28 protein-coding genes are annotated in these 23,347 nt (G+C 60.4%); 14 read left to right on the top strand and 14 right to left on the bottom strand.

What is annotated here, in order from left to right; all coding sequences use genetic code 11:
* Complete coding sequence (lon, locus tag MRX98_RS10460) at positions 1–2,349, bottom strand: endopeptidase La (protein WP_246906962.1); 2,349 nt, start codon at positions 2,347–2,349, stop codon at positions 1–3.
* Between the two features lie 102 nt (positions 2,350–2,451).
* Complete coding sequence (locus MRX98_RS10455) at positions 2,452–2,904, bottom strand: Hsp20/alpha crystallin family protein (RefSeq protein ID WP_246906960.1); 453 nt, start codon at positions 2,902–2,904, stop codon at positions 2,452–2,454.
* A 227-nt stretch (positions 2,905–3,131) separates the two neighbouring features.
* On the opposite strand from MRX98_RS10455, the gene MRX98_RS10450 reads away from it, so the two are divergent.
* A complete protein-coding gene (locus MRX98_RS10450; protein ID WP_246906957.1) occupies positions 3,132–3,581 on the top strand; it encodes an Hsp20/alpha crystallin family protein in 450 nt (149 codons plus the stop codon).
* A 95-nt stretch (positions 3,582–3,676) separates the two neighbouring features.
* The gene (locus MRX98_RS10445) at positions 3,677–4,831 is read left to right on the top strand and encodes an MFS transporter (RefSeq protein WP_246906955.1); all 1,155 of its coding nucleotides are present in this window, start codon (positions 3,677–3,679) and stop codon (positions 4,829–4,831) included.
* A 15-nt stretch (positions 4,832–4,846) separates the two neighbouring features.
* Here MRX98_RS10445 and MRX98_RS10440 read toward each other — a convergent pair whose 3' ends face one another.
* Together MRX98_RS10440 and MRX98_RS10435 are read right to left on the bottom strand one after the other, a co-directional pair.
* Complete coding sequence (locus tag MRX98_RS10440) at positions 4,847–5,566, bottom strand: acyltransferase (protein ID WP_246906953.1); 720 nt, start codon at positions 5,564–5,566, stop codon at positions 4,847–4,849.
* A 5-nt stretch (positions 5,567–5,571) separates the two neighbouring features.
* On the bottom strand, positions 5,572–6,612 hold the full coding sequence (locus MRX98_RS10435) for a glucosidase family protein (protein WP_246906945.1): 1,041 nt from the start codon (positions 6,610–6,612) through the stop codon (positions 5,572–5,574).
* A 118-nt stretch (positions 6,613–6,730) separates the two neighbouring features.
* On the opposite strand from MRX98_RS10435, the gene MRX98_RS10430 reads away from it, so the two are divergent.
* Positions 6,731–7,072 carry a DMT family transporter gene (locus MRX98_RS10430; protein ID WP_246906943.1) on the top strand — a complete coding sequence of 114 codons (342 nt, stop codon included), beginning with the start codon at positions 6,731–6,733 and terminating at the stop codon, positions 7,070–7,072.
* A 78-nt stretch (positions 7,073–7,150) separates the two neighbouring features.
* On the opposite strand, the gene cooS is transcribed toward MRX98_RS10430, so the two are convergent.
* The gene (gene cooS / locus MRX98_RS10425) at positions 7,151–9,124 is read right to left on the bottom strand and encodes an anaerobic carbon-monoxide dehydrogenase catalytic subunit (RefSeq protein WP_246906941.1); all 1,974 of its coding nucleotides are present in this window, start codon (positions 9,122–9,124) and stop codon (positions 7,151–7,153) included.
* Between the two features lie 491 nt (positions 9,125–9,615).
* On the opposite strand from cooS, the gene MRX98_RS10420 reads away from it, so the two are divergent.
* Positions 9,616–9,870, top strand: a complete 255-nt coding sequence (locus tag MRX98_RS10420) for a glutaredoxin family protein (protein ID WP_246906938.1) — start codon at positions 9,616–9,618, stop codon at positions 9,868–9,870.
* Entirely contained in the window at positions 9,870–10,202 is a 333-nt protein-coding gene (locus MRX98_RS10415) for a ferredoxin-thioredoxin reductase catalytic domain-containing protein (protein ID WP_246906936.1), read from the top strand. Before MRX98_RS10420 ends, MRX98_RS10415 begins: the two co-directional genes overlap by 1 nt.
* 99 nt (positions 10,203–10,301) lie before the next feature.
* On the opposite strand, the gene MRX98_RS10410 is transcribed toward MRX98_RS10415, so the two are convergent.
* The 8 genes from MRX98_RS10410 to MRX98_RS10375 form a co-directional block, all read right to left on the bottom strand.
* A complete protein-coding gene (locus MRX98_RS10410) occupies positions 10,302–10,748 on the bottom strand; it encodes a flavodoxin domain-containing protein (RefSeq protein ID WP_246906934.1) in 447 nt (148 codons plus the stop codon).
* A 66-nt stretch (positions 10,749–10,814) separates the two neighbouring features.
* On the bottom strand, positions 10,815–11,000 hold the full coding sequence (locus MRX98_RS10405) for a hypothetical protein (protein ID WP_246906931.1): 186 nt from the start codon (positions 10,998–11,000) through the stop codon (positions 10,815–10,817).
* A gap of 274 nt (positions 11,001–11,274) precedes the next feature.
* Positions 11,275–12,498, bottom strand: a complete 1,224-nt coding sequence (gene nqrF, locus MRX98_RS10400; RefSeq protein WP_246906929.1) for an NADH:ubiquinone reductase (Na(+)-transporting) subunit F — start codon at positions 12,496–12,498, stop codon at positions 11,275–11,277.
* A gap of 53 nt (positions 12,499–12,551) precedes the next feature.
* The gene (gene nqrE / locus MRX98_RS10395) at positions 12,552–13,160 is read right to left on the bottom strand and encodes an NADH:ubiquinone reductase (Na(+)-transporting) subunit E (protein WP_246906928.1); all 609 of its coding nucleotides are present in this window, start codon (positions 13,158–13,160) and stop codon (positions 12,552–12,554) included.
* Positions 13,161–13,787, bottom strand: a complete 627-nt coding sequence (locus MRX98_RS10390) for an NADH:ubiquinone reductase (Na(+)-transporting) subunit D (protein ID WP_246906926.1) — start codon at positions 13,785–13,787, stop codon at positions 13,161–13,163.
* Positions 13,788–13,847: 60 nt separating this feature from the next.
* A complete protein-coding gene (locus tag MRX98_RS10385) occupies positions 13,848–14,558 on the bottom strand; it encodes an FMN-binding protein (protein WP_246906923.1) in 711 nt (236 codons plus the stop codon).
* Positions 14,559–14,603: 45 nt separating this feature from the next.
* Entirely contained in the window at positions 14,604–15,788 is a 1,185-nt protein-coding gene (locus tag MRX98_RS10380) for an NADH:ubiquinone reductase (Na(+)-transporting) subunit B (protein ID WP_246906921.1), read from the bottom strand.
* 36 nt (positions 15,789–15,824) lie between these two features.
* Positions 15,825–17,189, bottom strand: a complete 1,365-nt coding sequence (locus tag MRX98_RS10375) for a 4Fe-4S dicluster domain-containing protein (RefSeq protein WP_246906919.1) — start codon at positions 17,187–17,189, stop codon at positions 15,825–15,827.
* A 294-nt stretch (positions 17,190–17,483) separates the two neighbouring features.
* Between MRX98_RS10375 and MRX98_RS10370 the strand changes: the two genes are divergently transcribed.
* Together MRX98_RS10370 and MRX98_RS10365 are read left to right on the top strand one after the other, a co-directional pair.
* Entirely contained in the window at positions 17,484–18,665 is a 1,182-nt protein-coding gene (locus MRX98_RS10370) for a citrate/2-methylcitrate synthase (protein WP_246906917.1), read from the top strand.
* Positions 18,666–18,740: 75 nt separating this feature from the next.
* Positions 18,741–19,217, top strand: a complete 477-nt coding sequence (locus tag MRX98_RS10365; RefSeq protein WP_246906915.1) for a Fur family transcriptional regulator — start codon at positions 18,741–18,743, stop codon at positions 19,215–19,217.
* 20 nt (positions 19,218–19,237) lie between these two features.
* On the opposite strand, the gene MRX98_RS10360 is transcribed toward MRX98_RS10365, so the two are convergent.
* Positions 19,238–19,597 (bottom strand): DVU0772 family protein, encoded by a 360-nt coding sequence (locus MRX98_RS10360; RefSeq protein WP_246906913.1) that lies wholly within the window; start codon positions 19,595–19,597, stop codon positions 19,238–19,240.
* Between the two features lie 576 nt (positions 19,598–20,173).
* Here MRX98_RS10360 and MRX98_RS10355 point away from each other — a divergent pair.
* From MRX98_RS10355 to rd, 7 genes are all read left to right on the top strand, one after another.
* Positions 20,174–20,431, top strand: a complete 258-nt coding sequence (locus tag MRX98_RS10355) for a hypothetical protein (protein WP_246906911.1) — start codon at positions 20,174–20,176, stop codon at positions 20,429–20,431.
* Positions 20,431–21,006 (top strand): rubrerythrin, encoded by a 576-nt coding sequence (rbr, locus tag MRX98_RS10350; RefSeq protein WP_246906908.1) that lies wholly within the window; start codon positions 20,431–20,433, stop codon positions 21,004–21,006. Before MRX98_RS10355 ends, rbr begins: the two co-directional genes overlap by 1 nt.
* 90 nt (positions 21,007–21,096) lie before the next feature.
* Positions 21,097–21,474 (top strand): desulfoferrodoxin, encoded by a 378-nt coding sequence (locus MRX98_RS10345; RefSeq protein ID WP_246906906.1) that lies wholly within the window; start codon positions 21,097–21,099, stop codon positions 21,472–21,474.
* Between the two features lie 108 nt (positions 21,475–21,582).
* The gene (locus MRX98_RS10340; RefSeq protein WP_246906904.1) at positions 21,583–21,738 is read left to right on the top strand and encodes a rubredoxin-like domain-containing protein; all 156 of its coding nucleotides are present in this window, start codon (positions 21,583–21,585) and stop codon (positions 21,736–21,738) included.
* Positions 21,739–21,781: 43 nt separating this feature from the next.
* Complete coding sequence (locus MRX98_RS10335) at positions 21,782–21,967, top strand: hypothetical protein (protein ID WP_246906902.1); 186 nt, start codon at positions 21,782–21,784, stop codon at positions 21,965–21,967.
* 157 nt (positions 21,968–22,124) lie between these two features.
* Positions 22,125–23,126 (top strand): NAD(P)H-dependent oxidoreductase, encoded by a 1,002-nt coding sequence (locus tag MRX98_RS10330; protein ID WP_246906900.1) that lies wholly within the window; start codon positions 22,125–22,127, stop codon positions 23,124–23,126.
* Positions 23,126–23,287, top strand: a complete 162-nt coding sequence (gene rd / locus MRX98_RS10325; RefSeq protein ID WP_246906898.1) for a rubredoxin — start codon at positions 23,126–23,128, stop codon at positions 23,285–23,287. Before MRX98_RS10330 ends, rd begins: the two co-directional genes overlap by 1 nt.
* The last annotated feature ends 60 nt before the right edge of the window (positions 23,288–23,347 follow it).

The following is a 23,347-nucleotide window of genomic DNA, read 5'->3' as shown; positions in this document are numbered from 1 at the left end:
CTATTCGATAGCAATCTTCAACACATCCATCATCTTGTCCACGAAGTGGAAGGTGATGTCCTTCTTGACCTTGTCGGCGATGTCCATCAGGTCCTTCTCGTTCTCCTTGCACATTACGATGGTCTTGATGCCGGCCCGGTGGGCCGCCAGCACCTTCTCCTTGATGCCGCCCACGGGCAGCACCTGGCCGCGCAAGGTGATTTCGCCGGTCATGGCCAGATCCTTGCGGATCTTGCGGTTGGTGAGCAGCGAGGTCAGGGCCGTGAGCATGGTCACGCCGGCCGAGGGGCCGTCCTTGGGAATGGCGCCGGCCGGCACGTGGATGTGGATGTCGTGGGTGTCGAAAAAATCCTCAGGGATTTTCAACTCCTTGGCATGGGAGCGGATGAAGCTCAAGGCGGCGGTGGCCGACTCCTTCATCACGTCCCCCAACTGCCCGGTCAGGGTCAGGCCCTTCTTGCCCTTCATGGCCGTGGCTTCGATGAACAGCAGGTCGCCGCCCACGGGGGTCCAGGCCAGGCCGGTGGCCACGCCGGGGGTGGACAGGCGGCTCTTGGCCTCGGCGGTGAAACGCACCGGCCCCAGGTACTCGGCGATGTCGTCCACCTTGATGGCGGCCTTTTTGATTTTGCCCTCGGCGACCTTGGCGGCCACGCCGCGGCAGATGGTGGCGATTTCACGCTCCAGGTTACGCAGCCCCGCCTCGCGGGTATAGCCGGATATCACCTTGCGGATGGTGCCGACGGTGAAGCTGATTTCGTTGGCCTTCAGCCCGTTCTCCTTGCGCTGCCGGGGCACTAGGTATTTCTGGGCGATCTTGACCTTTTCGTCCTCGGTGTAGCCCAGCAGCTGAATCACCTCCATGCGGTCGCGCAGGGCCGAGGGGATGGTGTCCAGCACGTTGGCGGTACAGATGAACATCACCCGCGACAGGTCGAAGGGCACATCCAGGTAGTGGTCCGAAAAGCTGTGGTTCTGCTCCGGGTCCAACACCTCCAGCAGGGCGGACGACGGATCGCCGCGAAAATCGCTGCCGACCTTGTCGATTTCGTCCAGCATGAACACCGGATTGTTGGATCCCGCCCGGCGCAATCCCTGAATGATGCGGCCGGGCAGCGCCCCGACATAGGTACGCCGGTGGCCACGGATCTCGGCCTCGTCGCGCACGCCGCCGAGGGAGATGCGGTGAAATTTGCGGCCCAGGGAGCGGGCGATGGAGGCCCCCAGCGAGGTCTTGCCGGTGCCCGGCGGGCCGAAGAGGCACAGAATGGGCCCCTTGGAGTCGGGCTTGAGCTTGCGCACCGCCAGGTATTCGATGATGCGCCGCTTGGGCTTTTCCAGGCCGAAGTGATCGTCGTCGAGCACCTTGCGCGCCTTGGCGATATCCAGGTTGTCTTCGGTGCGCTCGCTCCAGGGCAGCTCGGTCAACCAATCGAGATAGGTGAGGGCCACCGTGTACTCGGCGGATGAGGGGTGCATTTTGGCCAGCCGATCCAATTCCCGCTCCGCTTCCTTGACCGCCACCTCGGGCAGGCCGCGCTCCTTGATCTTGGTACGGTACTCCTCGACCTCCACGCCGCCTTCGTCGGTTTCGCCCAACTCCTCCTTGATGGCCTTGAGTTGCTGGCGCAGATAGTACTCCCGCTGCCGCTTGTCCATGTCCCCCTTGACCTGGCTCTGGATCTTGTTGCCCAGCTCCAGGATGTTGAGCTGGTGATTGAGCAGCTTGGTCACCATTTTCAGCCGCTCGGTGGCATCCTGGATCTCCAGCACCTGCTGTTTCTCCTCGACGCTGGAGTTGATGGTGGAGGCCACCATGTCGGCCAGGGTGCCCGGCTCTTTGATGGAGCCGGCCATCTGGGCGATCTCGGGCGGCAGCCCCGGGGAAAGCTCCACCACCCGAACGAACTGTTTGACCAGGTTGGCCTTGAGGGCCGCGGTCTCGTCGTCTTCGCGCTCGACGTCCTCGAAATGTTCCACTTCGGCCTGCAGGTAGGGCTTGCCGTCCGCATAGGACTTGATGGCGAATCGGCTCAACCCCTGAACCAGCATCTGGGCCCGGTTGTCTTCGGTTTTGGCCATCTTGAGGATCAGGGCGCTGCAACCGATTTTGGCCAGATCCTTTTTCTGATCGGGCCGCGATTTGTCCTCTTTGCGGGAAACCGCCAGACCGATGATCCGGTTGCGGGCCATGGCCTCGTCCACCAATTTGATGGAATCCCCCTGCATCACGACCAGAGGCAATACCATTTTGGGAAACAGCGCTGCGTCGTACAGCGGCAGAATGGGCAGGGTGGTGGGCAGATTTTCGGTATTATAATCCACCGAAGGTTTGTTTTCTTCGGACATGAAGACCTCCTTACGGCCGTTTGGGGGCTTGCGTGCTTCCATAGGGTCAGCTCCTCTCGCCGGGATCCGATCAGCCGGCGCCGAACCCGGAGTCGACACCGATCATCCGTCGGCGATGGCGACCTTGTGGGTCTTTTGAGGCGGCGCCTTGACCATGCGGATGGACAAAAACCCGTTGACAAAGTTGGTGGACACCACTTCAGGGTCGATGGCCGTGGGCAGATAGATCACCCGCTCGAATCGTCCGTAGCGGATCTCGGCCAGGCGGTAAGCCCCTTCGGCGGGCTTGGGCAACTCCTTGCGCACACCGTGGATGCGAATCGCCTTGCTGTTGACCTCGATCTCCAGGTGTTCTTTTTCGACCCCGGCCAACTCCGCCCAGATGAACACCTCTTTCTGGGTTTCGTAGATGTCCATCTGCGGCACCCATCCACAATCCTTGCAGGCGAACATGGGGTTGACCGGGCGGGGACGAAAGATGTCCTGCAACGTCCGCTCCAGTCGTGTGCCGAAGCGATCGAATTCATCACCAAATCGAATCTTGATATAGTCCATGGGCGACTCCTGCTCGTTGAAGGGTGTCGCCCCCGCCGCACAGCCGGTGTGGTTCAAGGCTGGAGCGGGGCAACCGGCCCCGGGGGCTTGAATAGGCGTATCTTGCGCCAGAGTGCGGCTAAAATAGCATCGCCCCCCCTCTTTGTAAAGGGTTGACAGGTGGGCACGGGTGATTAATTTCGGCCTTTGAATCAAACCCTTATCCGGCCGTTCAAGGAGGTGCAAGCATGTCGGTGGTCAAATGGGACCCGTTTAAAAACATCGCGACCCTGCAAGGCCGCATCAACCGGCTGTTCGAAGATGCCTTTCCCCGTTCCGCCCTGGATGACGAGGATCTTGCCGCCTGCGCCTGGCGACCGGCGGTGGACATCTTCGAAAGCGACGAAGGCATGGTGATCCAGATGGATCTGCCGGGCGTCAGCAAAGAGGACGTCGCCATCGAGGTGAAAAACAACCTGTTGAGCATCTACGGCACCCGGCCTGTTCAGAGCGATGTGCGCGAAGATCGTTTCTATCGTCGGGAACGCACCTGCGGCACCTTTCAGCGCGCCTTCACGTTGCATACCGCGATCGCCCCCGAAGCGATCAAGGCCACTTTCAAGCACGGCGTGCTCAGCGTGCTGATTCCTCATCCGGAAGAAGAGAAGCCCAGGAAAATAACGGTCAACATCGACTGATACGGTTCGATGGACGGCCCCGGATCGGATAATTCGCACCAGGGCGCAACCGGTTGCCGGTTGCGCTTTGGGATGATTTTGCCTATGGTGCGCCCATGACCGCCGGCACCCGCCATCGGGGCATTCTCGGCGCCCAGTATTTTCTGTACTTCGGCGTGATGGGCATGCACCTGCCCTTTTTCAATCTCTACTGCTACGAGATCGGTTTCAGCGGCTGGCAAATCGGCGCCCTCTCCGCTGCGCGATCGGTGGTGCTGGTTCTGTTCTCCCTCTTCTGGAGTTTCCTGGCCGACCGGTTTCAGGCGCGGCGCTCCATCTACCTGCTGTGCAACTTCTTGGCCGCGGCCCTCTGGGCCCTGTTCCTGTTGACCGCCGACTTTTGGTGGATGCTGGCCATCACCATTGTCCACGGCATCTTTTACGCGCCGCTGATCGCCTTTTTGGAAGCCTTCGCCATGGCGGCCCTGGGCCGGGACAAGAAACGCTACGGGCGCATGCGCGCCTGGGGCTCCCTGGCCTTCATCCTGGTGGTGCTGACCCTGGGCCGGGCCATCGATGCCTACGGCGTGCGGATCATCCTGAGCCTGATTCTGGCGGGATCCTGGCTGCAAATGGCGGTGGCCCTCGGATTTCCCCGCGGCGGCCGGCGCGAAACGCGGAGCCCCGGCAGTTGGCGGGCCTTGCTCACACCGCGGGTGATCCTCTTTCTGTTCTGCGCTTTCCTGATGCTGCTGAGCCATGGTGCTTACTACACCTTCTTTTCCATCCACCTGGCCACCCTGGGCTACGACAGCTTTTTCATCGGCATCTGCTGGGCCGTGGCCGTGGCCGCCGAAATCAGCGCCATGGTGTTCTCGGAGCGGCTTTTCCAGCGCTTTCGCTATGAATCGGTGCTGATCGTCTCCTTTGCCGTGGCCGTCCTGCGCTGGGCGGGGCTCTGGGGCGCCGAATCGGCCGCCGCCCTGATCGCCCTTCAGGCCACCCACGCCATCACTTACGGCACCTTTCACATGGCCAGCATCCTGTACATCGACGCCCTGGCGCCGCCCGAAGCCAAAACGGTGGGCCAGGCGGCCAACAATGCGGTCACTTACGGATTGGGGCTTATGGCGGGATTCTTCCTCAGCGGCGCGCTGCACGAGTACATCGGCGCGCAAGGACTGTTCGCCATCAGCGCGGCGGTGGCCCTGGTCGGCGGCGCCGTGTTCGCGGCCTATTCCCGGTTGCAGCAGAACGAGGCGACCCATTGACGGCGCCGGACCCGATCAGCCGTCTCGCCGGGGAAACAGGCTGTGGCGCAGCCAACCGAAAAAAGTGTTGCCCTTGAGCACGGCTTGCTCCCAGCGGACGAACTCCCGGGCCAGGCGCTGGGGATCGGCATACCAATGGGCGCGGGTGGTGAAGGTCTCCTTGGGATCGAGCTGCTTGACCACCCGGGCCGGATTGCCGACGGCCACGCAATTGGCCGGGATGTCATCCACCACGATGGCGCCGGCGCCGACGATGCTGTTTTCGCCAATGGTGACCCCTTTGCAAATGATGGCGCTGTCGCCCACCCAGACATTTTTTTCCAGGTGGACGGGTTGGGCGCGGCCCATGGATACGCGGTCATAGATCCCGTGCCAGTCACTGTCGGTCACATAAACGCCGTTGGCCAGCATGCAATTGTCTTCGATGACGATGCTTTCGGCGGCGCTGATGCGCACGCCGGGGCAAACCAAGGTGTAGTCGCCGATGCGGATGGCGCCCTGACCCGGCGTTTCCGGCCAGACCGAGAGCCGCACCTTCTTGTCCGATGTGGCGATCACCGTGGCATAATCGCCGATGGTGATGGGGCCTCCGAACAGTTGCACGTGCCAGGGCCCCAGAAAGAGGAATCCCTTGCCCAGGGATTGAAGCTGGGGAGCGAGAAAATGACGGGTGTAGAACTTCTGGAACTTGAGCCACCCTTTTTTGATGGCGTATGGCCGATAATCTTTGCGCACGCGGTCTAAATGTCCATGGCCTGCCAATGGGCGTGGGCGAACAGGTTGCCGCCGGGTGTCAGATGAAACAGCGCATCGGCGGCCATCAGCGCCACGGCATTGGTCCAGGTGTGCTTCTCCTCGGGCCAAACCACCATGTCGGGCACGGTGAAGCCGCACCACAAGGTGTCGTCCTCGAAGGTGTGGTCGCAGATCCAGCGAAACAGGATGGCCGCCTGCTGCCGATTGCCCATGGCCGCCAGGGCGAGAATCAGCTCGCAGGTTTCGGCGATGGTCACCCAGGGGCGGTCGGAGACGCAGCGGGCCCCCTTGTCCTGGATGACGAACTTCTTCCAGTGCTGATCGATCCGCGCCCGGGCGGCGTCCCCGGTGAGCGCGCCGCACAAGACGGGATAGAACCAGTCCATTGAAAAACGAGCCTTGGTGGTATTGAACCGGTGGGGTTTATGCAGTAAACAGGCGTGCAGCTCTGCCAGGGCCGACCGCCATTTAGGCTGCGCGTGGCCCAGTAGCCGCGCCAGGGCCAAGGCGCACTTCAGGCTGAAAAGAATGGAGCTGCAACCGGTGATCAGGGCCATGCGGTCCACTCGGCCCCGGGGGCTGACGGCCCAGAAGATTTCCCCCGTCGGTGACTGGTGGTGCAGCACGAAGGCAACGGCCCTTTCCACGGTGGGCCACAGCCGCTTTACGAAGGCCATGTCGCCGGTGACCAGAAAGTAGTGGTAGAGGCCCACGGCGATATAGCCGGCATGGTTGGTTTCACGGGTGCGATCGGTGGGTTGGCCGTCCACATAGGCGGCATACCAGCTGCCGTCGGCCAGTTGTTGCTCCGCGAGCCAGGTGTAGGCCAAGCGGGCGCGATCCATGTGGCCGCCGATGGTCAACCCCATGGCCGATTCCACGTGATCCCATGGATCGGTCTTGTGTCCCGGAAACCAGGGAATGGCCCCTTGGGGCAGTTGGGTGTCCCTGATAAGCCCCGCCAGTGCGGGCAAGTTGATGGAAATGGCGTTCGCTTCGGCGGCACTGCTCAATCTCGGTGTCACGGCCCCTCGACTCCTTGCATGGATTACAGCGGGTCCTCCGGATGCCGCTCCGGGCGGACAAAGGGTCAACATACCCATGGTCCAATCTTAAGACAAGTCAAAAATGGGAGACAACGATATGCAAGGTGCCTGGTGGTGCCTGGTGGTGGCCGGCATGTTCGAGTGCGGCTGGGCCTTGGGTCTGAAATACACCCAAGGTTTCACACGGTTGTGGCCCTCGCTGTGGACGGCCGCCGCCATGGCCATCAGCTTGTGGCTGCTGTCCCGGGCCATGCAATGGATCCCCATCGGCACCGCCTATGCCGTCTGGACGGGCATCGGCGCCGTGGGGGTCGCCGTAGCGGGCATGCTGTTTCTCGGCGAACCGAAAACGGCGCTGCGCATCGGCTGTCTGGCGTTGATCGTCGTGGGCATCGTCGGCCTGCACCTGCTCGCCGGCGATCCGCCGCCGCTTCGATAACCCAACAAACACAATAAACACGAAACGCCCCCCGCAAAGCGGGGGGCGTTTCGTGTTGTTGCCGGAAACCGCCGGCGACTAGGCGGCGTCGATGGCCCGGCGGTCCTGCATGTCCACCAGAACCCGCTCGCGGCCCTTGTCCAGACCCAGGGCCTGGCGCTTCTTGTCGATGTGATTGATCATCAGGCGGGCGATCTCCTGGGGCTCAATGGCGAAACCCCACTTGCCGAAGCCCATGGTTTCCAGCTCCTCGAACAAATGTTTGTGGAACCTGGTCCCCTGCACGATGGGGAAGGTGACGCCGAACACGGTGTAGACCCCCGAGGCGACAAAATAGTGCCCGATGCTAATGGCCTTTTCACTCATGTACTCCGGCGCGCAGCCGGCCACCGGCAGATCGGCGATGCTGTCGCCCAGGCCACCAATACGCACCATCTCGCTGGCGGCAATCAGGATACGGCTGTTGTCGACGCAGGAGCCGAGGCCCAGCACCGGCGGCATGCCGACGGTTTCACACACCTCCCTGAGGCCGGGGCCGGCCAGGTGGGCGGCTTCCGGCGTGGTCAGGCCCGCTTTGGCCAGGGCGATCTGGGAACAACCGGTCTGGAGCACCAAAACGTCGTTTTTGATCAGCTCCTTGACCAGCTCGATGTGCACATGGTCCTGCTTGACGCGCGGATTGGTGCAGCCGACTACGCCGGCCACGCCCCGGATGCGGCCGTTGATGATGTTGTCGTTCAAAGGCCGATAGGAGCCGCGGAAGGAACCGCCGAGCATGTAGTTGATGTATTCGTGGGAGAAACCGTGCACGCCGATATTGACGTTTTGCGGAATCTGCACCTTGGCCTTGCGGTTCTTGAACCGGGAGATGGCCTTGATCACGATCTCATCGGTGGATTTCTTGGGCTCGTGGTCGTTGAATTCGATGTGGGTGGCCCCTTCGATGCGGCAGCGGGGATTGGTGGTGATCAGCGGCGTGCCATAGCATTCGGCCACCTTGACCAAACCCTGCTTGATGCACTGCACGTCCACCGCCATGATATCCACGGCGCCGGTGATCAGGACCGCTTCGGTGGACATGAAGTTGCCCGCGTGGGGAATGCCGTGGCGCACCAGCACCTCGGCCCCGGAGCAGCACATGCCGGCCAGGTTGATCCCCTTGGCGCCGGCGGCCTTGGCCGCTTCGATGAAGGTGGGCTCGTTTACCGACTCGATCATCGATTCGAACAGGTTGGGCTCATGGCCGTGGATGATGATGTTGACCTGGTCCTCCTTGAGCACCCCCATGTTCACCTCGATGCTCACCGGTGAAGGCGTGCCGAAAAGGATGTCGGAAATTTCCGTGGCCACCATGGAGCCGCCCCAGCCGTCGGCCAGGGCCGTACGGCTGCACTGCTTGGTGATGTTGGTATAATCCTGGTCCACGCCCATGTGGGTGCGGTGCATGATCTCCATGATTTCGCGCATGGCGCCGCGGGGCACGACGCCGTGCTTGCGCCAGGTCTCCAGGGTCTTGGGCGGCACCCGCTTGGCGAAGGGGATCTCGCCTTCCACCGCAGTGTAGGTGCTTTCCAGAGCCTCGTAAAGCTCCACGGCGATCTCCTTGGCACTGCGTCCTTCGGTCTCGATACCGATGGATTGGGCCACGGCTTCCAGCTTCTGCGTGTCCTTGATGCTGTAATCCTTGATTTTGCCGTTGACCACTTCCCGGAACAGATCGAGCATGCTCATGCCGTGGTCCGTGTGCGCGGCGGCACCGGAGGCCACCATGCGGGCGAAGTTGCGGGCCATGATGGTGTCGATGGTGGCACCGCAGACCCCCACCTTGCCGTAGGGATCCTTGGCGTTCAAACGGCAGGGCCCCATGAAACAGTGTTTGCAGCAAGCCGAATCGGCGCCGATGGGACAGGCCTTCATGTTGGCCGCCCGGTCGAAGGCGGTGTCCACCCCGTCGAGGCGTCCCTTGGTGATCATTTGTTGAGTGGCATCGCAAGTGGTGAAATCCTGGACCGGGATCTCTTTGTCTTTGTCACTCTTTTTCTTGATGTCCATACTGTCTGTCTCCCTTCGTGGAAAGATTGTCTTTCTGAGTTCGGCTTTCAAAGGCCGGGGGGCTGGATAGCCCGTGTTTGCACGGCGATGGGAGCGTCTGGGCGGCTCCGTCGGTGCAATGCATCTTATTAGTAATAATTCCTATTAGCAGAACTATTTAATACCTGTCAACACCGTTTGAAAATTTCATCGATATATACCGAACAGGATTTCCCGCGCACCACAATCGAATGCGCTACCCATCCGCCGGCCCGAAAAGATTGGGGCGTTGATGACCGGTAGTTGCGCGTCCCGGGGCTTGGCACATCCCCAAGGAATCCCTTTGTCCCGTTTGCATTCGCAACCAACCTGTATTATGCAGTCAAGAAGGTACTCGGTCGGGGCACTCGCTAAGCCACACCGCCCCTCGGACCGAAGATCCGGCACATCGCGAACCGACAAACCGCCAACAAACGGCCCGCGGCGTTTGTGGACGAAAGGAAAGCATCCCGATGACCACCGAACCTGTCAAAGTTTATAGCCTGAGTACTTGCAGCCACTGCAAATCCACCAAAAAACTGCTCGACGAATGCACCATCCAATACGAATTCGTGGATGTGGACCTGCTCGAGGGCGAGGAGCGTAAAGCCATTTTGGAGGATGTGCGCAAATTCAATCCCAAATGCTCTTTTCCGACCATCATCATCGGCGAAAAAGTGATCGTCGGTTTCAAGGAGAACCAAATCAAGGAGGCGCTGGGGCTTTGATGGACGCAAGCACACTTTACGATAATCTGAAGCGGATTCAGGAGGCCAAGGGCTACTATTTCAACAAGGACCGCGACCGCGTGATGGATCTGATGGAGGCCTTGCTGCAAAACAAGGCGCGCTACGGGTACATGGCCTGCCCTTGCCGCCTGGCCTCAGGAGACCGTGAGGCGGACAAGGACGTCATCTGTCCCTGCGTCTACCGGGAGCCGGATGTGCGGGAGTATGGCAGCTGCTATTGCAATCTCTACGTCTCCAAAGAGTGGAACGAGGGCGCCATGGACCACCCCTACGTTCCTGAACGGCGGCCACCGGAGAAGATGGTGTTTTAAGGGGCGTGGCCGAGATTGAACAGGGGGGCGTCGGCGTCCGTCCCGACCGCCCCCCGGCACAATCCTTCCCGACCCCGACAGTGACCGCCGCCCCTGATTTCAGGATTTGAACTTGGCCGACAGGGCCTTGCCGTAATCCTGGCACCCCTTGATACCGTCCGGGCTGTCGATCATATGCTCCTTCAAATTGAGGGCGCCCAAATCCACCATGTCCATCTTGAACACATGCTGCATGGTGTCAAAAATCATCGTTCCCGACTCGCCGCTGTGCGTGTAGGAGCAGAAAGCCCCTCCCATTTTGCCGGTCAAATTGGCCTTCTGGGCCAAAAACAGAAACGTTTTCATCCCGCTGGTCATGTCCCGATGGTAGGTGGGGCATCCGAAAACATAGCCGTCGTAGCCGGCCAGATCGGCTTCGCTTTTGATTTCCGCCACCTTGCGCAAGTCGGCCTCCTGGCCGGCCATGCGGATACCCTCGGCGATAAAGCCGGCCATCTTTTCGGTCATACCGGTGCGGCTGATGTAGGCCACCAAAATTTTATGCATGTACGCCTCCTGAATTTATGGTTGAATTGTGTTTCGGGTGGTTGGTGTGTAGTGTGATGGACCGCCCTATTTGTCTTCGATGGCAAAACGGGCCAGGTTGGATTTTTGCGGAACGTACTCACCGATGGGCACCAGCTTCTTGTTGAATTTGACGCAATCGACCATCACATTCCACAGCTTTTCCAGCTCGGTGGTTTCCTGGGTGTTCTCCGGTACCAACTCCACAACATTTTTATCGACTTTGATTTGCATGACGCCCCCTTTCAGGTGCAATGGGTTCGCGCCCGGCTCCCTAAAGCAGGTCCGATGCCGGGCGTTGAGGAAACGATGGATCATCTGGTTTGGATCAATACCAATAACCGTGCCAATGGGAAGAACGGTGCCGCAGAAACGGACTATGCCGAGAATACAAGGTGTTGCAAGGGCCCAGGGTCGGGCTCGGACCGCAACGGAGTGTTTCGATTGTGTCGCTTCGTGAGACGGTTGTGTATCAAGGGGTGGTGATACACGCAGCACCCCTATTCTCCTAACCGAACTTGTCGTAGGAGATCATCTCCTCTTCGACGCCCAAATCGTAGAGCATTTTTTCCACTGCCGCCACCATGGGCGGCGGGCCGCACAAGTAGTACTCGATCTCCGTGGGATCTTCGTGCTCGCCCAGATATTGATCTTGGGCCACCTGGTGGATGAACCCCACAGGCCCGTCCCACTCGTCTTCGGGTTGGGGATCGGACAAGGCCACGGTGTAGGTGAAGTTGGGAAACCGCTCCTCCAGTTCTAAAAACTCCTCGTGGTAGAACATCTCCTGACGCGAACGGGCGCCGTACCAGAAGGTGATGCGCCGCTGACTGTTCTCGCCCAACAGTTGCTGCCGGATGTGGCTGCGCAGCGGCGCCATGCCCGCGCCGCCGCCGATAAAACACATTTCACGCTCGGTGGGCCGTGCGAAAAACTCGCCGTAGGGGCCGCTGAAGGTGATGCGATCGCCCTTTTTGAGATTGAACACGTAGGAGGAGCCCACCCCCGGCGGTATGCTGTCCTCTTTGCCCGGCGGGGGGGTGGCGATGCGGATGGTGAACACCAGGGTGTCGGTTTCAATGGGTGGATTGGCCAAAGAGTAGGCCCGGTTGACCTGTTCGTCCGATTTGGCTTTGAGGGTCAAGAGATTGAACTGCTTCCAGGCCGCCTTGTACTTTTCAGCCACGCTGAAATCTTTGAACTCGGCTTCGTACTCGGGAATGTCGATTTGAATGTAGGCGCCGGCCTTGAAGGTGATGGTTTCCCCTTCGTCCAGCTGGATCACCAACTCCTTGATGAAGGTGGCCACATTTTCATTGGAAATTACGGTGGCGTTGTATTTGCGGATATTGAAAATTTCGTCGGGAATACGAATGGACATATCCTGCTTGACCTTGACCTGGCACGCCAGGCGCACCTTTGCGGCACGCTCCACCCGGTTGACCAGGGCCAGTTCGGTGGGCAGGATGTCGCCGCCGCCCTCCAGCACGTGGCATTTGCAGGTGCCGCAGGTGCCTTTGCCGCCGCAGGCGCTGGGCAGGTAGATCTTTTTTTCCACCAGCGCGCTGAGCAGGGTCTTGCCGCCGCTGGTGGTGATGCTCTTCTCCTCGTCCTCGTTGATGACGATGCGCTGCTCCCCCGTGGCGGTCAGCCGGGACTCCACAAAAAGCAGAATCCCCACCAGCACCAGAATCACCCCCACAAAAACGGCCAGGCTGATCAAATATATCATGGTAAGTGCCTTGCTCGCCGGCGGGGCCGGCGAGAGTTTTAAGTGTTACATGATTACAGTGTAATGCCGGCGAACAGCATGAACGCCATGGCCATCAGTCCGGTGACGATCATGCGAATGCCGAAGCCTTGCAAGCCTTCGGGAACGTCGGCGTAGCGCAGCTTTTGCATGATGGTGGCCATGGCGACGATGGCCAGCAACCAGCCGATGCCCGAGCCGAAGCCGAACACCACTGTCTCGCTGAAGGTGTAGCGCCGTTCCACCATGAACAAGGATGTGCCCAGAATGGCGCAGTTGACGGTGATCAGCGGCAGAAAAACCCCCAGGGCACTGTAGAGCCGCTGGGAGTAGCGATCGATGACCATCTCCACCACCTGCACCATGCCGGCGATGGTGGCGATGAAGAGCACCAACCGCAAAAAGCCCAGGTTCATGTCCGGCAGACCGGCCCAGGCCAAGGCCCCCGGCGCCAGCAGGAAATGGTACAAAACCCAGTTGGCCGGCGCGGTGATGGTGGTGACGAAGGTGACCGCCACGCCCAGGCCGAAGGAGGTTTGCAGGTTGCCGGAAACCGACAGATAGGAGCACATCCCCAGAAAGTAGGCCAGCAGGATGTTGCCCACGAAGACCGATTCGACGAATATGCTGATCAGCTCTTCCATCTATTTCTTTTCCTTCAGCAGTGCATGCTCCAGCCAAACGAACAGGCCGATCATGATGAAGGCCCCCGGCGCCAGGACCATCAACCCCATGTCCTGGTAGCCGGCTTCGTAAAAGGAGGCCGGGATCACCGAAAAGCCCAACAGCTTGCCGGAGCCGAACAGTTCCCGGAAAAAGGCCACGCCGATGAGGATGGAGCCGTAGCCCACCCCGTTGGCCACGCCGTCGACGAAGCTGCGCCAGGGGGGGTTGCCCATGGCGAAGGTTTCGGCGCGGCCCATGACGATGCAGTTGGTGATGATCAGCCCGACAAAAACCGACAGCTGCTTGCTGATGTCGAACATGAAGGCCCGCAGAAACTCGTCGGCCAGTATCACCAGGGTGGCGATGACGGCCACCTCCACGATGATGCGGATATTGCGCGGAATCTGATGGCGCAACAGGGAGATGGTCAAGTTGGAAAAGGCCACCACGAAGGTCAGGGCCAGACTCATGACGATGGCGGTGTTCAGCTGCACCGTGACCGCCAGGGCGGAACAGATCCCCAGGATCTGCTTGGAGATGGGATTGTTCTGCCAAAGCGCTTCGGAGATGGCCCGGTAGGTTTGGCTTTTGGCTAAGAGGCCCATTGTGTGTTCAGCTCCCCATGGTTGAAACCGTAAAGCATTTTTCGCCGGATGTCGCGGGCATCAGGAACCGCCCGGACAGCCGCTTCTGTCCTGCCGGAACTGGATGGCCACCGGCTCGTACCGTTTCAGGGTTTCGCGCATGCCCTCGTTGAGAAACTTGCCGGTGAGGGTGGCGCCGCTGATGCCGTCCACATAGTTGTCCCGCCGTTCGGCCGGCAGGGTGTCCACCATGCCGGCCTTGGCGATCTGGATGGAGACGAAATTGCCGTCCGCGTCAACGATCTGCTTGCCTTCGAAATTCTGGCGAAACCAGCGGCTTTCGATCTCACCGCCCAGCCCCGGTGTTTCCTGGTGCTGGTAAACGGTGAAGCCGCGGATGGTGCTGCCGTCGTTTTCCAGGGCCAGATAACCGTTGATGCGCCCCCACAGCCCCTTGCTGTCGATGGGCACCACATAGGCCTGCACCGCACCGTCCCGTTCATAGATGAACACGGGCAGATCCTCGGGTTGACGGGCGTCGGCATCCACGCAACGGCCGGAACCATCCACCCAGAGGCTTTGGACGTAGGTGTCGTACAGTTCCTGCACGCGCTCGGCGGCCACACGCCCTTCTTCCACGGCCCCCAGCGCCAGCAGGATGTTTTTGCGGCGATCCACCTCGGCATTGATCTGCTGGCGGGTTTGCAGGCCGGTGCTGGCGGCGGTGAGCAGGAGGCTGCACACCACGCACAAAACGGTGGCGAAAAGGATGGATTTCATCGAACCGGACATGACACCTCCTCTTCCCGGCGGCGGGAACCGGGGCCATCCGCGGGGCTATACATTGGGGATCCTCCGGCGCACCCGCGTGCGCACCACGATGTGGTCCAGCAGGGGCGCGAAAACGTTCATGAACAGAATGGCCAGCATGATCCCCTCGAAAAAAGCGGGGTTGAAGACGCGGATCAGAACCGTCAGCACACCGATCAGGAACCCGTACAACCAGCGCGCGCCGTTCGTGTTGGGCGCCGACACAGGGTCGGTGGTCATGTAGGCGATGCCGAAGGCGGCGCCGCCCATGAGCAGATGGTGAAACGGGTTCATGGAAAGGTAGGGCATGCTGTCGGGCCCGGCCAGCAGGTTGAGCAGGTAGCCCATGGCCAGGATGCCCAGGATGTCCCCCAGGATGATGCGGTAGCTGGCCACGCCGATCAGGATCAGCACCGCGGCGCCGATGATGCACAGGAAGGTGGAGGAGGCGCCGATGCTGTCGGGGTAGAAACCAAAAAACAGGGTGGACCAGTCGTAACCGGCACTGCCCAGGGCAGACACCACGGTGCCGTCGGCCGGCGCCGACGCGGCCACCACCAGGGGCGTGGCCGCCGTGACCGCATCCACGGCCGGCTGCCCGTTGCCGGCCGCCACGGTCCAAACGGCGTCTCCGGACATGGCGGCCGGATAGGCGAAAAAGAGAAAGGCGCGTCCGGTCAGCGCCGGATTGAGAAAGTTGCGCCCGGTGCCGCCGAACACCTCCTTGCCGATGACCACGCCGAAGGAGATGCCCAGGGCCGCCTGCCACCAGGGGGTGGTGGGCGGCAATATCAGGGGAAACAGCATGCAGGTGACAAAGACCCCTTCACTGATCTGGTGCCCCCGGATGGTGGAGAAAACGATCTCCCAGCCGAAGCCGAAAAGGTAGGAAATGATCACCAGGGGCATGACGGTTTTGAACCCCAACCAGAACATGGGCCCGAACTCCAGGGGTAGACCGGCCGCCTTGAAGGCCTGCAACCCCACGTTGTACATGCCGAAAAAGAGGCACGGCAGCAACATCACGATCACCATCATCATGTAGCGCTGCACGGTGAGGCTGTCCCGGGGATGGGGGGCCTGGCGGGTTACATCGGCCGAACCGAAAAACACCTTTTCCATGGCTTCGAAAAAGGGTTCCAGGCGCGCCAGGCGGCCGTCGGGTTCGAAGTGTCGGCGTTGGGTCTCGAAAAATTTGCGTATCGGATTCATGTTCGCGTCACACCGCCCTACCGATAAGTGTATGAATCATTCGGATTTGGCCGCCAGCTCCTTGGCATAGGCCGCCTTGGCTTCGATAAATCCCCGGGTCAGCTCGATCTTGGAGGGGCACACATAGCTGCACAGGCCGCACTCCACGCAATCGAGCAGTCCCAGGGCCAAATACTCCTCCACCTCCCCGGCGTGGATCGCCTTGTGGATCATCTGGGGCCACAGATCCACGGGGCACACCCCGGCGCAGTGCATACAGGAGATGCAGGCCCGCTCGCCGCCTTGCACATGGCAGGTGTAAACCAGCTGGGCCGGGTTGATCTTGGAGAGAAAGACCCGCGAATAGCTCGGCTTTTTGAACCCCGGATCGTACAGGGCCAGAAATTCGGCGGGCCCGCCGTCGGGCAGGATGTTCAGGGAGGTTTCATAAAGCCCCATGAAGCCGTCCGGCGGCGCGCCGAACCCCCGCAGCACCCCGCCCACGATCAAGCGACTGTCGCCGTTGAGTTGCTTCGTGTCCGCCAATTGCGCCAACGGCGCACCCAGGCGGGCCCGGAAGTGCTGCCGCAGCGGCGCGTCGCTGCCGCCCACGGCCACCACGCGGTGGATGGGAAAGCGGCCTTGTCTCAAAAAGGCGGCCAACGCCAGCAGGTCCTGCCCCGCGATGTACCAGGCGCGGTTTTGTTCAGGACCGGTTTTCAGGTGGTAAAGCACCGTCGCCGGATCCTCGCTGGGGTAGATCCCCTGCACCACATGGGTCAGGTGTTGGCCGAACCGGTCGATCACGGTATGCCGATCATGGCCGGTGAAGGCGACCACCTCGCCCTTTTCGGCCAGTTTTTGCAGCACCTCGAGGCCGAATGCCAAATCATCGGCGCGCCCGTCCAGATAAAGCGCCGGATCGGGCTGGAACGGCTCCCGGTCGTCGAGACCGACCAGGATCATTGGCGGGGGCGTTTCAGGATCGGGCAAATCGCGAAACGGCAACTGACGCAACACCCACCACATGCCGCCCTCGAGCAGGTGCGCGACCAAATCCTCGCGGGACATGTCCGCCAGGGCCTGCGCATCGACAGCCGTGAAGGTCTCGGCGGGCTCTTCACCCGATTCCGGGCGGTCGATCACGATGGATTGGATCACTCGCCGCGGCCCGAATCGGATGCGCGACACCGTGCCGCCGCCGGGAGAGCGGAATATCCAGCGCGCGTCCCGTTTGTCCTCGAAAAGGATCGAACCGATGGATACCGGATCCCCTTCGGCCACCCGCAGTCGCGGTTTGATGTGGGGGATGTGCTCGGGCAACAGAGCCACGCGGGCCGGATCGGGCAGGTCGGTGATTGTGTCGGTGGGCACGCCTGTCATGCGCAGCCGGTAGCCCTTCTTAATGGTCAGCTTTTGCATCGTCGCTCGACTCTACGGTCCATCTTGATGGTTGCAGGTTAGGTTGTCTGGAAGTGTTGCGGGAATCCGCCGCGCGGTTGCGCCGCCCGGCGGCGCAGGGACGGGGCGGGAGCGGCACGGATTCCCGCAAGGGGAAATGGCACGGCAGCCGCAACGGCGACAGTATGAAAGCTACCACTTTTGGGTTTGATTTTCAACTCATACATGATAATTATTCCTGATAGATAACGACCTTAACCGTTTTAAAAGCGACCAACGGACCCCTCCAGAGGGGCAGTTTCAAGGGAGGCTTGTATGACCGAAGCGTGCGCACCCACAGTGAATACCGGTTTGCGGGGCGTGACCGTGGCCAGCACCAAGATCAGTGACGTTATCGGCGACCAGGGAAAGCTGATTTACCGCGGCTTTCTGGTTTCCGACCTGGCGAAAAACACCTGTTTCGAAGAGATCGTTCACTTGCTGCTGTTCGAAAAGCTGCCCACCGCCGAGGAGTTGACTGCGCTGAAACAGAAGCTCACGGCCGAGCGAGCCGTTCCCGATGCCCTCATCGAAGCCCTAAAGACAAGACCGGCCGATGCCTTGCCCATGGACATCCTGCAAGCGGCCGTGCCCATGCTGGCCAACCACGACAGTGACGTCACCGACACCTCCCAGGAGGCCGCCTTGCGCATGGCCATCCGCCTGGTGGCCAAGCTGCCCACCGTTTTGGCCGCCTGGGAACGCATTCGCAAAGGCCTGGCGCCGGTGAGCCCGGATCCCGAGCTGGACCATTCCGCCAATTTCCTTTACATGCTGTTCGGCAAGCCGGCGGACAGCGAAACGGTGCGCTTTTTCGACACCGGCCTGGTGCTGCACGCCGAACACTCCTTCAACGCATCCACCTTCGCGGCCCGTGAGGTGGCCTCCACCCGCGCGCACATGTACGCCGCGGTGTCGGCGGCCATCGGCTCCCTTTCCGGCGAGCTGCACGGCGGCGCCAATGTTCGCGTGATGCGCATGTTGCTGGACATCGGCAGCCCCGACAAGGCCGAAGCGTACGTGAACCGCGTTTTGGACGAAGGCAAGAAGATCATGGGCCTGGGCCATGCGGTGTACAAAACCGACGACCCCCGCGCCCACATCCTGGCGCCCATGTCCAAACGGGCCGGAGAGCTGGCCGGCGACACCCGCTGGTATGAAATCTCAAAGATCCTCGAAGAAAAGGGCAAGAAAGCCTTCAAAGAGCGCAAAGGCACGGACATCTATGTTAATGTCGACTTTTACAGCGCCTCGCTTTACTATTCCATGGGCATTCCGGTGGATCTCTATTCGCCTCTGTTCGCCATCTCCCGTGTGGCCGGCTGGACCGCCCATGTGATCGAGGAGCAGTTTGCCGGTGCTGCACCCAAACCCATGCTTTACCGCCCGGAATCCAAGTACATCGGCGAGTATTGCGGCCCCGAGGAGTGCCGCTTCGTTCCCATGGATCAGCGCTGAGCAATACACTTGCCGTGCACCCAAGCACGCGGCGCCCGCGACGTTAGGTTGCGGACGCCGCACCCGAGAAATGTGATGCAGAACCGGAACCCCACCACCTCTGAAACGAAACAGCCCGCAAAGTTTCGCATGACCCGGCAGCGCCGTGTGATCTTGGAAGAGCTGCGCAAGGAGAACATCCATCCCACCGCCGACATGCTCTACGAAATGGTGCGTAAGCGACTGCCACACATCAGTTTGGGCACCGTATACCGCAACCTGGAGCTCTTGACCGCCATGGGCGAAATCCAAACCCTGGAGATCAGCGGCAGTCAGAAACGGTACGACGGCATTCCCCAAAAACACTACCACATCCGCTGTATCTACTGCGGCCGCATGGACGATGCCCCCATCGCACCGCTAAATAGCCTCGAGGACAACCTGTACGGCGCCACGGTGTATACCATCATGGGCCACCGCCTGGAATTTCTGGGCCTGTGTCCCGAGTGCTCCCTTAACGAAACCGCCCGCCGCTTCGCCGAGCAGGCCCTGCCGGCCGAAGCTGCCCTCTGACGGCCGATGGGTCCGGATGTTCAGCTCCAACCAAGTTCCTGCTGCAACCATCGTTTGATGACGCCTTCCACGGGATAGACCCCCTTGAGATTGCCATGCTCGCGAATGAACGCTTTGTGGATCCGCGGCGGCATTTCGATGCGCGCCAGTTCGCGGGCCTCTTCGGAATTGCGCCGGATTAAATAGATCACCGGCGGCTCTTTCCAGGTGCTGACCGCAAAATAGCAGGTCTCGTCGCTTTTGGAGCGGATCACGTAGTTGCCGCCGGCCCAATTGTTGCCCCATTCCAGGTAGAGCCGCACCGCCTCTTCCGGCGTCATCTCCCAATCAATGGCGTCGATCAACGCCCCATCCTGCCGAATTTGTTCCAATGTATTCATATAACCGCCTTCCTTGCAGCGGGAAACGCTCCCCGCATACGCGCTGTTTGGGTATGACCATCTTCATTATGGGCACTGACCACGCATTCTGCAACATGGGTGCCATGCTTTATCGGCTGAAAATCCGGTTGCCTTCCTTGCCACTGCCGCATCTCTATGATAGCTTTGACAAACAATGCTCAGCACGGTGGACATACGTTTGTGCGTTCATGAACCACTTTTCTTCTACCACCGTTCTGCGCCGCCACACCCCGGCCCCACTGTATTGCGAGACAGATGTGTCTCAAAACCGGCAACGGGATTTTCGAAACACTCTTTATTGTTCATTGTTTCAAGACCTTGCAAGCATAAGGGACACCGGTGCCATGGCGCTGCCACGGGGATGGCGTATCATTGAGTGCCGCAATGAAACGGCGCCCGAACGCTCACCGGCAGCCCTCACAAAGCCCTGATTCGTCCGCGCATCATCGCCACCGCAGCCGAAAAGGGCGTTGCGGTGGCGTTTGGCACGGGTTTTGATATGACAATGCGCAACGATCCTCAACCGATTCAGCACCCTTTGTGGGAGAACGTTGCGTGGCGCGACCTTGTGATTATAATATCCAGCAAACCATTCGGCTCACTCGGGAGATGATGCGGCTTGCCGACCAGGGGGATGCCGACCGGGAGGATGTGGGCTGCGGGGTGCTGTACGGGATGCTGCGCGATGCGGCCTACAAACTGTTGCGTATTGCCGAAGAAGAAAAGAGACGCCACCAGGCCAAAGGATGGTGGCTGGAGCTTGAGGAAAAACCAACCAACCCGAACCCAGACATCGAAAAGGAGGTTGACTAGTGTCATCATTGAAAGGCACCCGAACCGAAAAAAACCTGTTGCTGTCGTTTGCCGGTGAGTCTCAAGCCCGGACCCGATACACCTATTTCGCCGGCCAGGCCCGTAAGGATGGTTACGTGCAGATTGCGGATATATTCGAAGAAACCGCCAACCAGGAAAAAGAGCACGCCAAGCGCTTCTTCAAGTTCCTCGAAGGCGGCGAAGTGGAGATCGTGGGTGCTTTCCCGGCGGGCGTCATCGCCGGCACCCTGGAAAATCTCAAGATGGCCGCCGCCGGCGAGCACCATGAACACACCGAAATGTACCCCGGATTCGCCAAAATCGCCCGCGAAGAAGGATTCGAGGCCATCGCCATGGTTTGGGATGCCGTGTCCGTGGCCGAAAAGCAGCATGAAAAACGCTATCTCGACCTGGCCGCCAATATCGCCGCCGGAAGCGTTTTCAAGCGGGGCGAACCGGTGGTGTGGCGTTGCCGCAATTGCGGCTATCTGCATCAGGGACTGGAAGCGCCTCAAATGTGCCCGGCCTGCGCCCATCCCCAAGCCCATTTTGAGCTTCTGGGAGAGAATTGGTAGTCCACCGATTCAATGCGCGCTCTTGCGCGCAATAGACGCCGGCGATTCAAGCCGGATTACATACCCAAACAACCAAAGGAGGTTTTTGAAATGACCGAACGGCTGGAAGTTTATAAATGTGAAGTTTGCGGCAACATCGTGGAAGTATTGCATGCCGGTCCCGGACAATTGGTCTGCTGTGGTCAACCCATGGTCTGCATGAAAGAGAACACGGTGGATGCGGCCAAGGAGAAGCATGTACCGGTCATCGAAAAGATCGACGGCGGCGTCAAGGTGAAGGTCGGCAGCGTGGCGCACCCCATGGAAGAGAAACACTACATCGAATGGATCGAAATCATTGCCGACGGCAAGGCTTACCGCCAGTTCCTCAAACCGGGCGAAACTCCGGAGGCGACCTTCATGGTCACTGCCAACGACATCACCGCCCGGGAGTATTGCAATCTGCACGGTCTGTGGAAGGCCAACTAGGCCGACCCTGACCCGATCCATCAGGTTTTTGAGCGTGGCGCACCGGAAGGGAGCCCGAGGCTTCCTTCCGGTCGGGCGCCCATTTCATCAGAGTACAAGGAGGACCCCATGGCCAACTGGAAATGCGGCAACTGTGGTTATGAACTGGAGGCCGAGACGCCTCCGGAACGCTGCCCCTCCTGCAAGGAGGCATGCGAATTTTTGGACAACACCTGTTACACCCCTGACTGCCAATTCGACGGCAAGGACCAGCGCATCAAATAACCATCCCGAAGCTGCGCATGGCAGCGCAAAAAAGGAGGCCCGGATGACGACCCCGCAACATTGCCCCGGATTCGAATCGTTTAAAAACCTCAAATCCTTCGAGTGCAAATGCCCTAAATGCGGCGCTGCAAAAGAGATCTTCTCGGATGAGTTCGACAAATCGCACAAGTGCGACAGTTGCGGCGAGCCCATCGATTTCACACAATGCACCTTGGATGGCGCCGCGTAAGCGAACATCGGCGACGGGGGCGTGTCGGCGCACCCTGTCAATCTCCGAATCGCGACCCCGGCCGGGCCGCCACCTGTTGTGGCAATCGGCAAGGGGCTGAGACAACAAGGCATACGGCGGGGACCGACCCTCCTCGCACAGGGAAAGGGCGTTATCGATGCGCGCAATAGGTCTTCTCGGCAGCCCGCGCAAAAAAGGCAACACCGATCAATTACTGTCGCTGTTCATGGACCGGCTGGCCGGTCTGGGCATGGAAACGCAAACCATCGATGTCTGTCGCCGACACATCGAACCGTGCAAGGAGCTCACGGTTTGCGAAACCAAAGGCACCTGCCCCATCGACGACGACATGCACAAGGAGATCTACGGTCTGCTGCGGGATGCCGACCTGGTGATCCTGGCCTCGCCGGTCTTCTTCTATGGCGTCAGCGCCCAGCTCAAGGCCTTGATCGATCGCTGCCAGACCCTTTGGGCGCGCAAACACCTGCTCAAGCTCAACGATTCGCGCCACAACCTTCGTCGTGGCTTTCTGCTCTCCGTTGGCGCCACGGGCGGCAAACAGCTTTTCGACGGTATTCACCTGACGGCCAAATATTTCTTCGATGCGGTGGCGGCCCGCTATGCAGGCAGCCTGACCTATCGGCACATCGAAAAGCGGGGGCAAATCATGGAACTGCCCTCCCTGGCCGAGGATGTGGCGGCGGCGGCCGACCAACTGGCCGACGGCCTTGCCGGACGGCCCAAGGTGATCTTCGCCTGTCGCGAAAATGCCGGCCGCAGCCGCATGGCGGCGGCCTTTGCCCGTATCCACGCCGGAGATCGGCTGGATGTCATCAGCGCCGGCAGCGCACCGGCCGCCGCGGTCAACCCGGTCATGGTGGCGGCCATGGCGGAAAAAGGCATCGATATGGGATTCAGCACGCCCCGTCTTCTGGACGGGGCCCTGGACGGCAGCCCCCCGGCAGCCTTGGTCACCATGGGCTGCGGCGAGGCCTGCCCCCATCTGCCCGGCACCCTGCGCCTGGATTGGGATCTGCCCGATCCGGCCGGCAAGGAGATCGATTTCGTGCGACAGGTGCGCGACACCATCGAGGAAAAAGTGATCGACTTTCTGAACCAGCATCCCGATTTACCACCCAAACAAACAGGAGAACTGTAATGGACCGTTATGTTTGCACCATCTGCGGCTATGTGTACGACCCCGAACAGGGCGATCCGGACAACGGCGTGGCGGCCGGCACCAAATTCGAGGACCTGCCCGACGATTGGGAGTGCCCGGTCTGCGGCGCCGCCAAATCGGAGTTCGAAAAAGAAGAGTAGTCGCCCATCCGTTGCACCGCATGCCCTTTTCGCCCCGGGTGAAAAGGGCATCCTCATTCC

The organism is Desulfatitalea alkaliphila, assembly GCF_022968795.1.
In the GTDB taxonomy this organism is placed as follows: Bacteria; Desulfobacterota; Desulfobacteria; order Desulfobacterales; family Desulfosarcinaceae; genus Desulfatitalea; species Desulfatitalea alkaliphila.
Note: the sequence above shows the minus strand (reverse complement) of the source record. Positions and strands in the feature narration are given on the sequence as shown.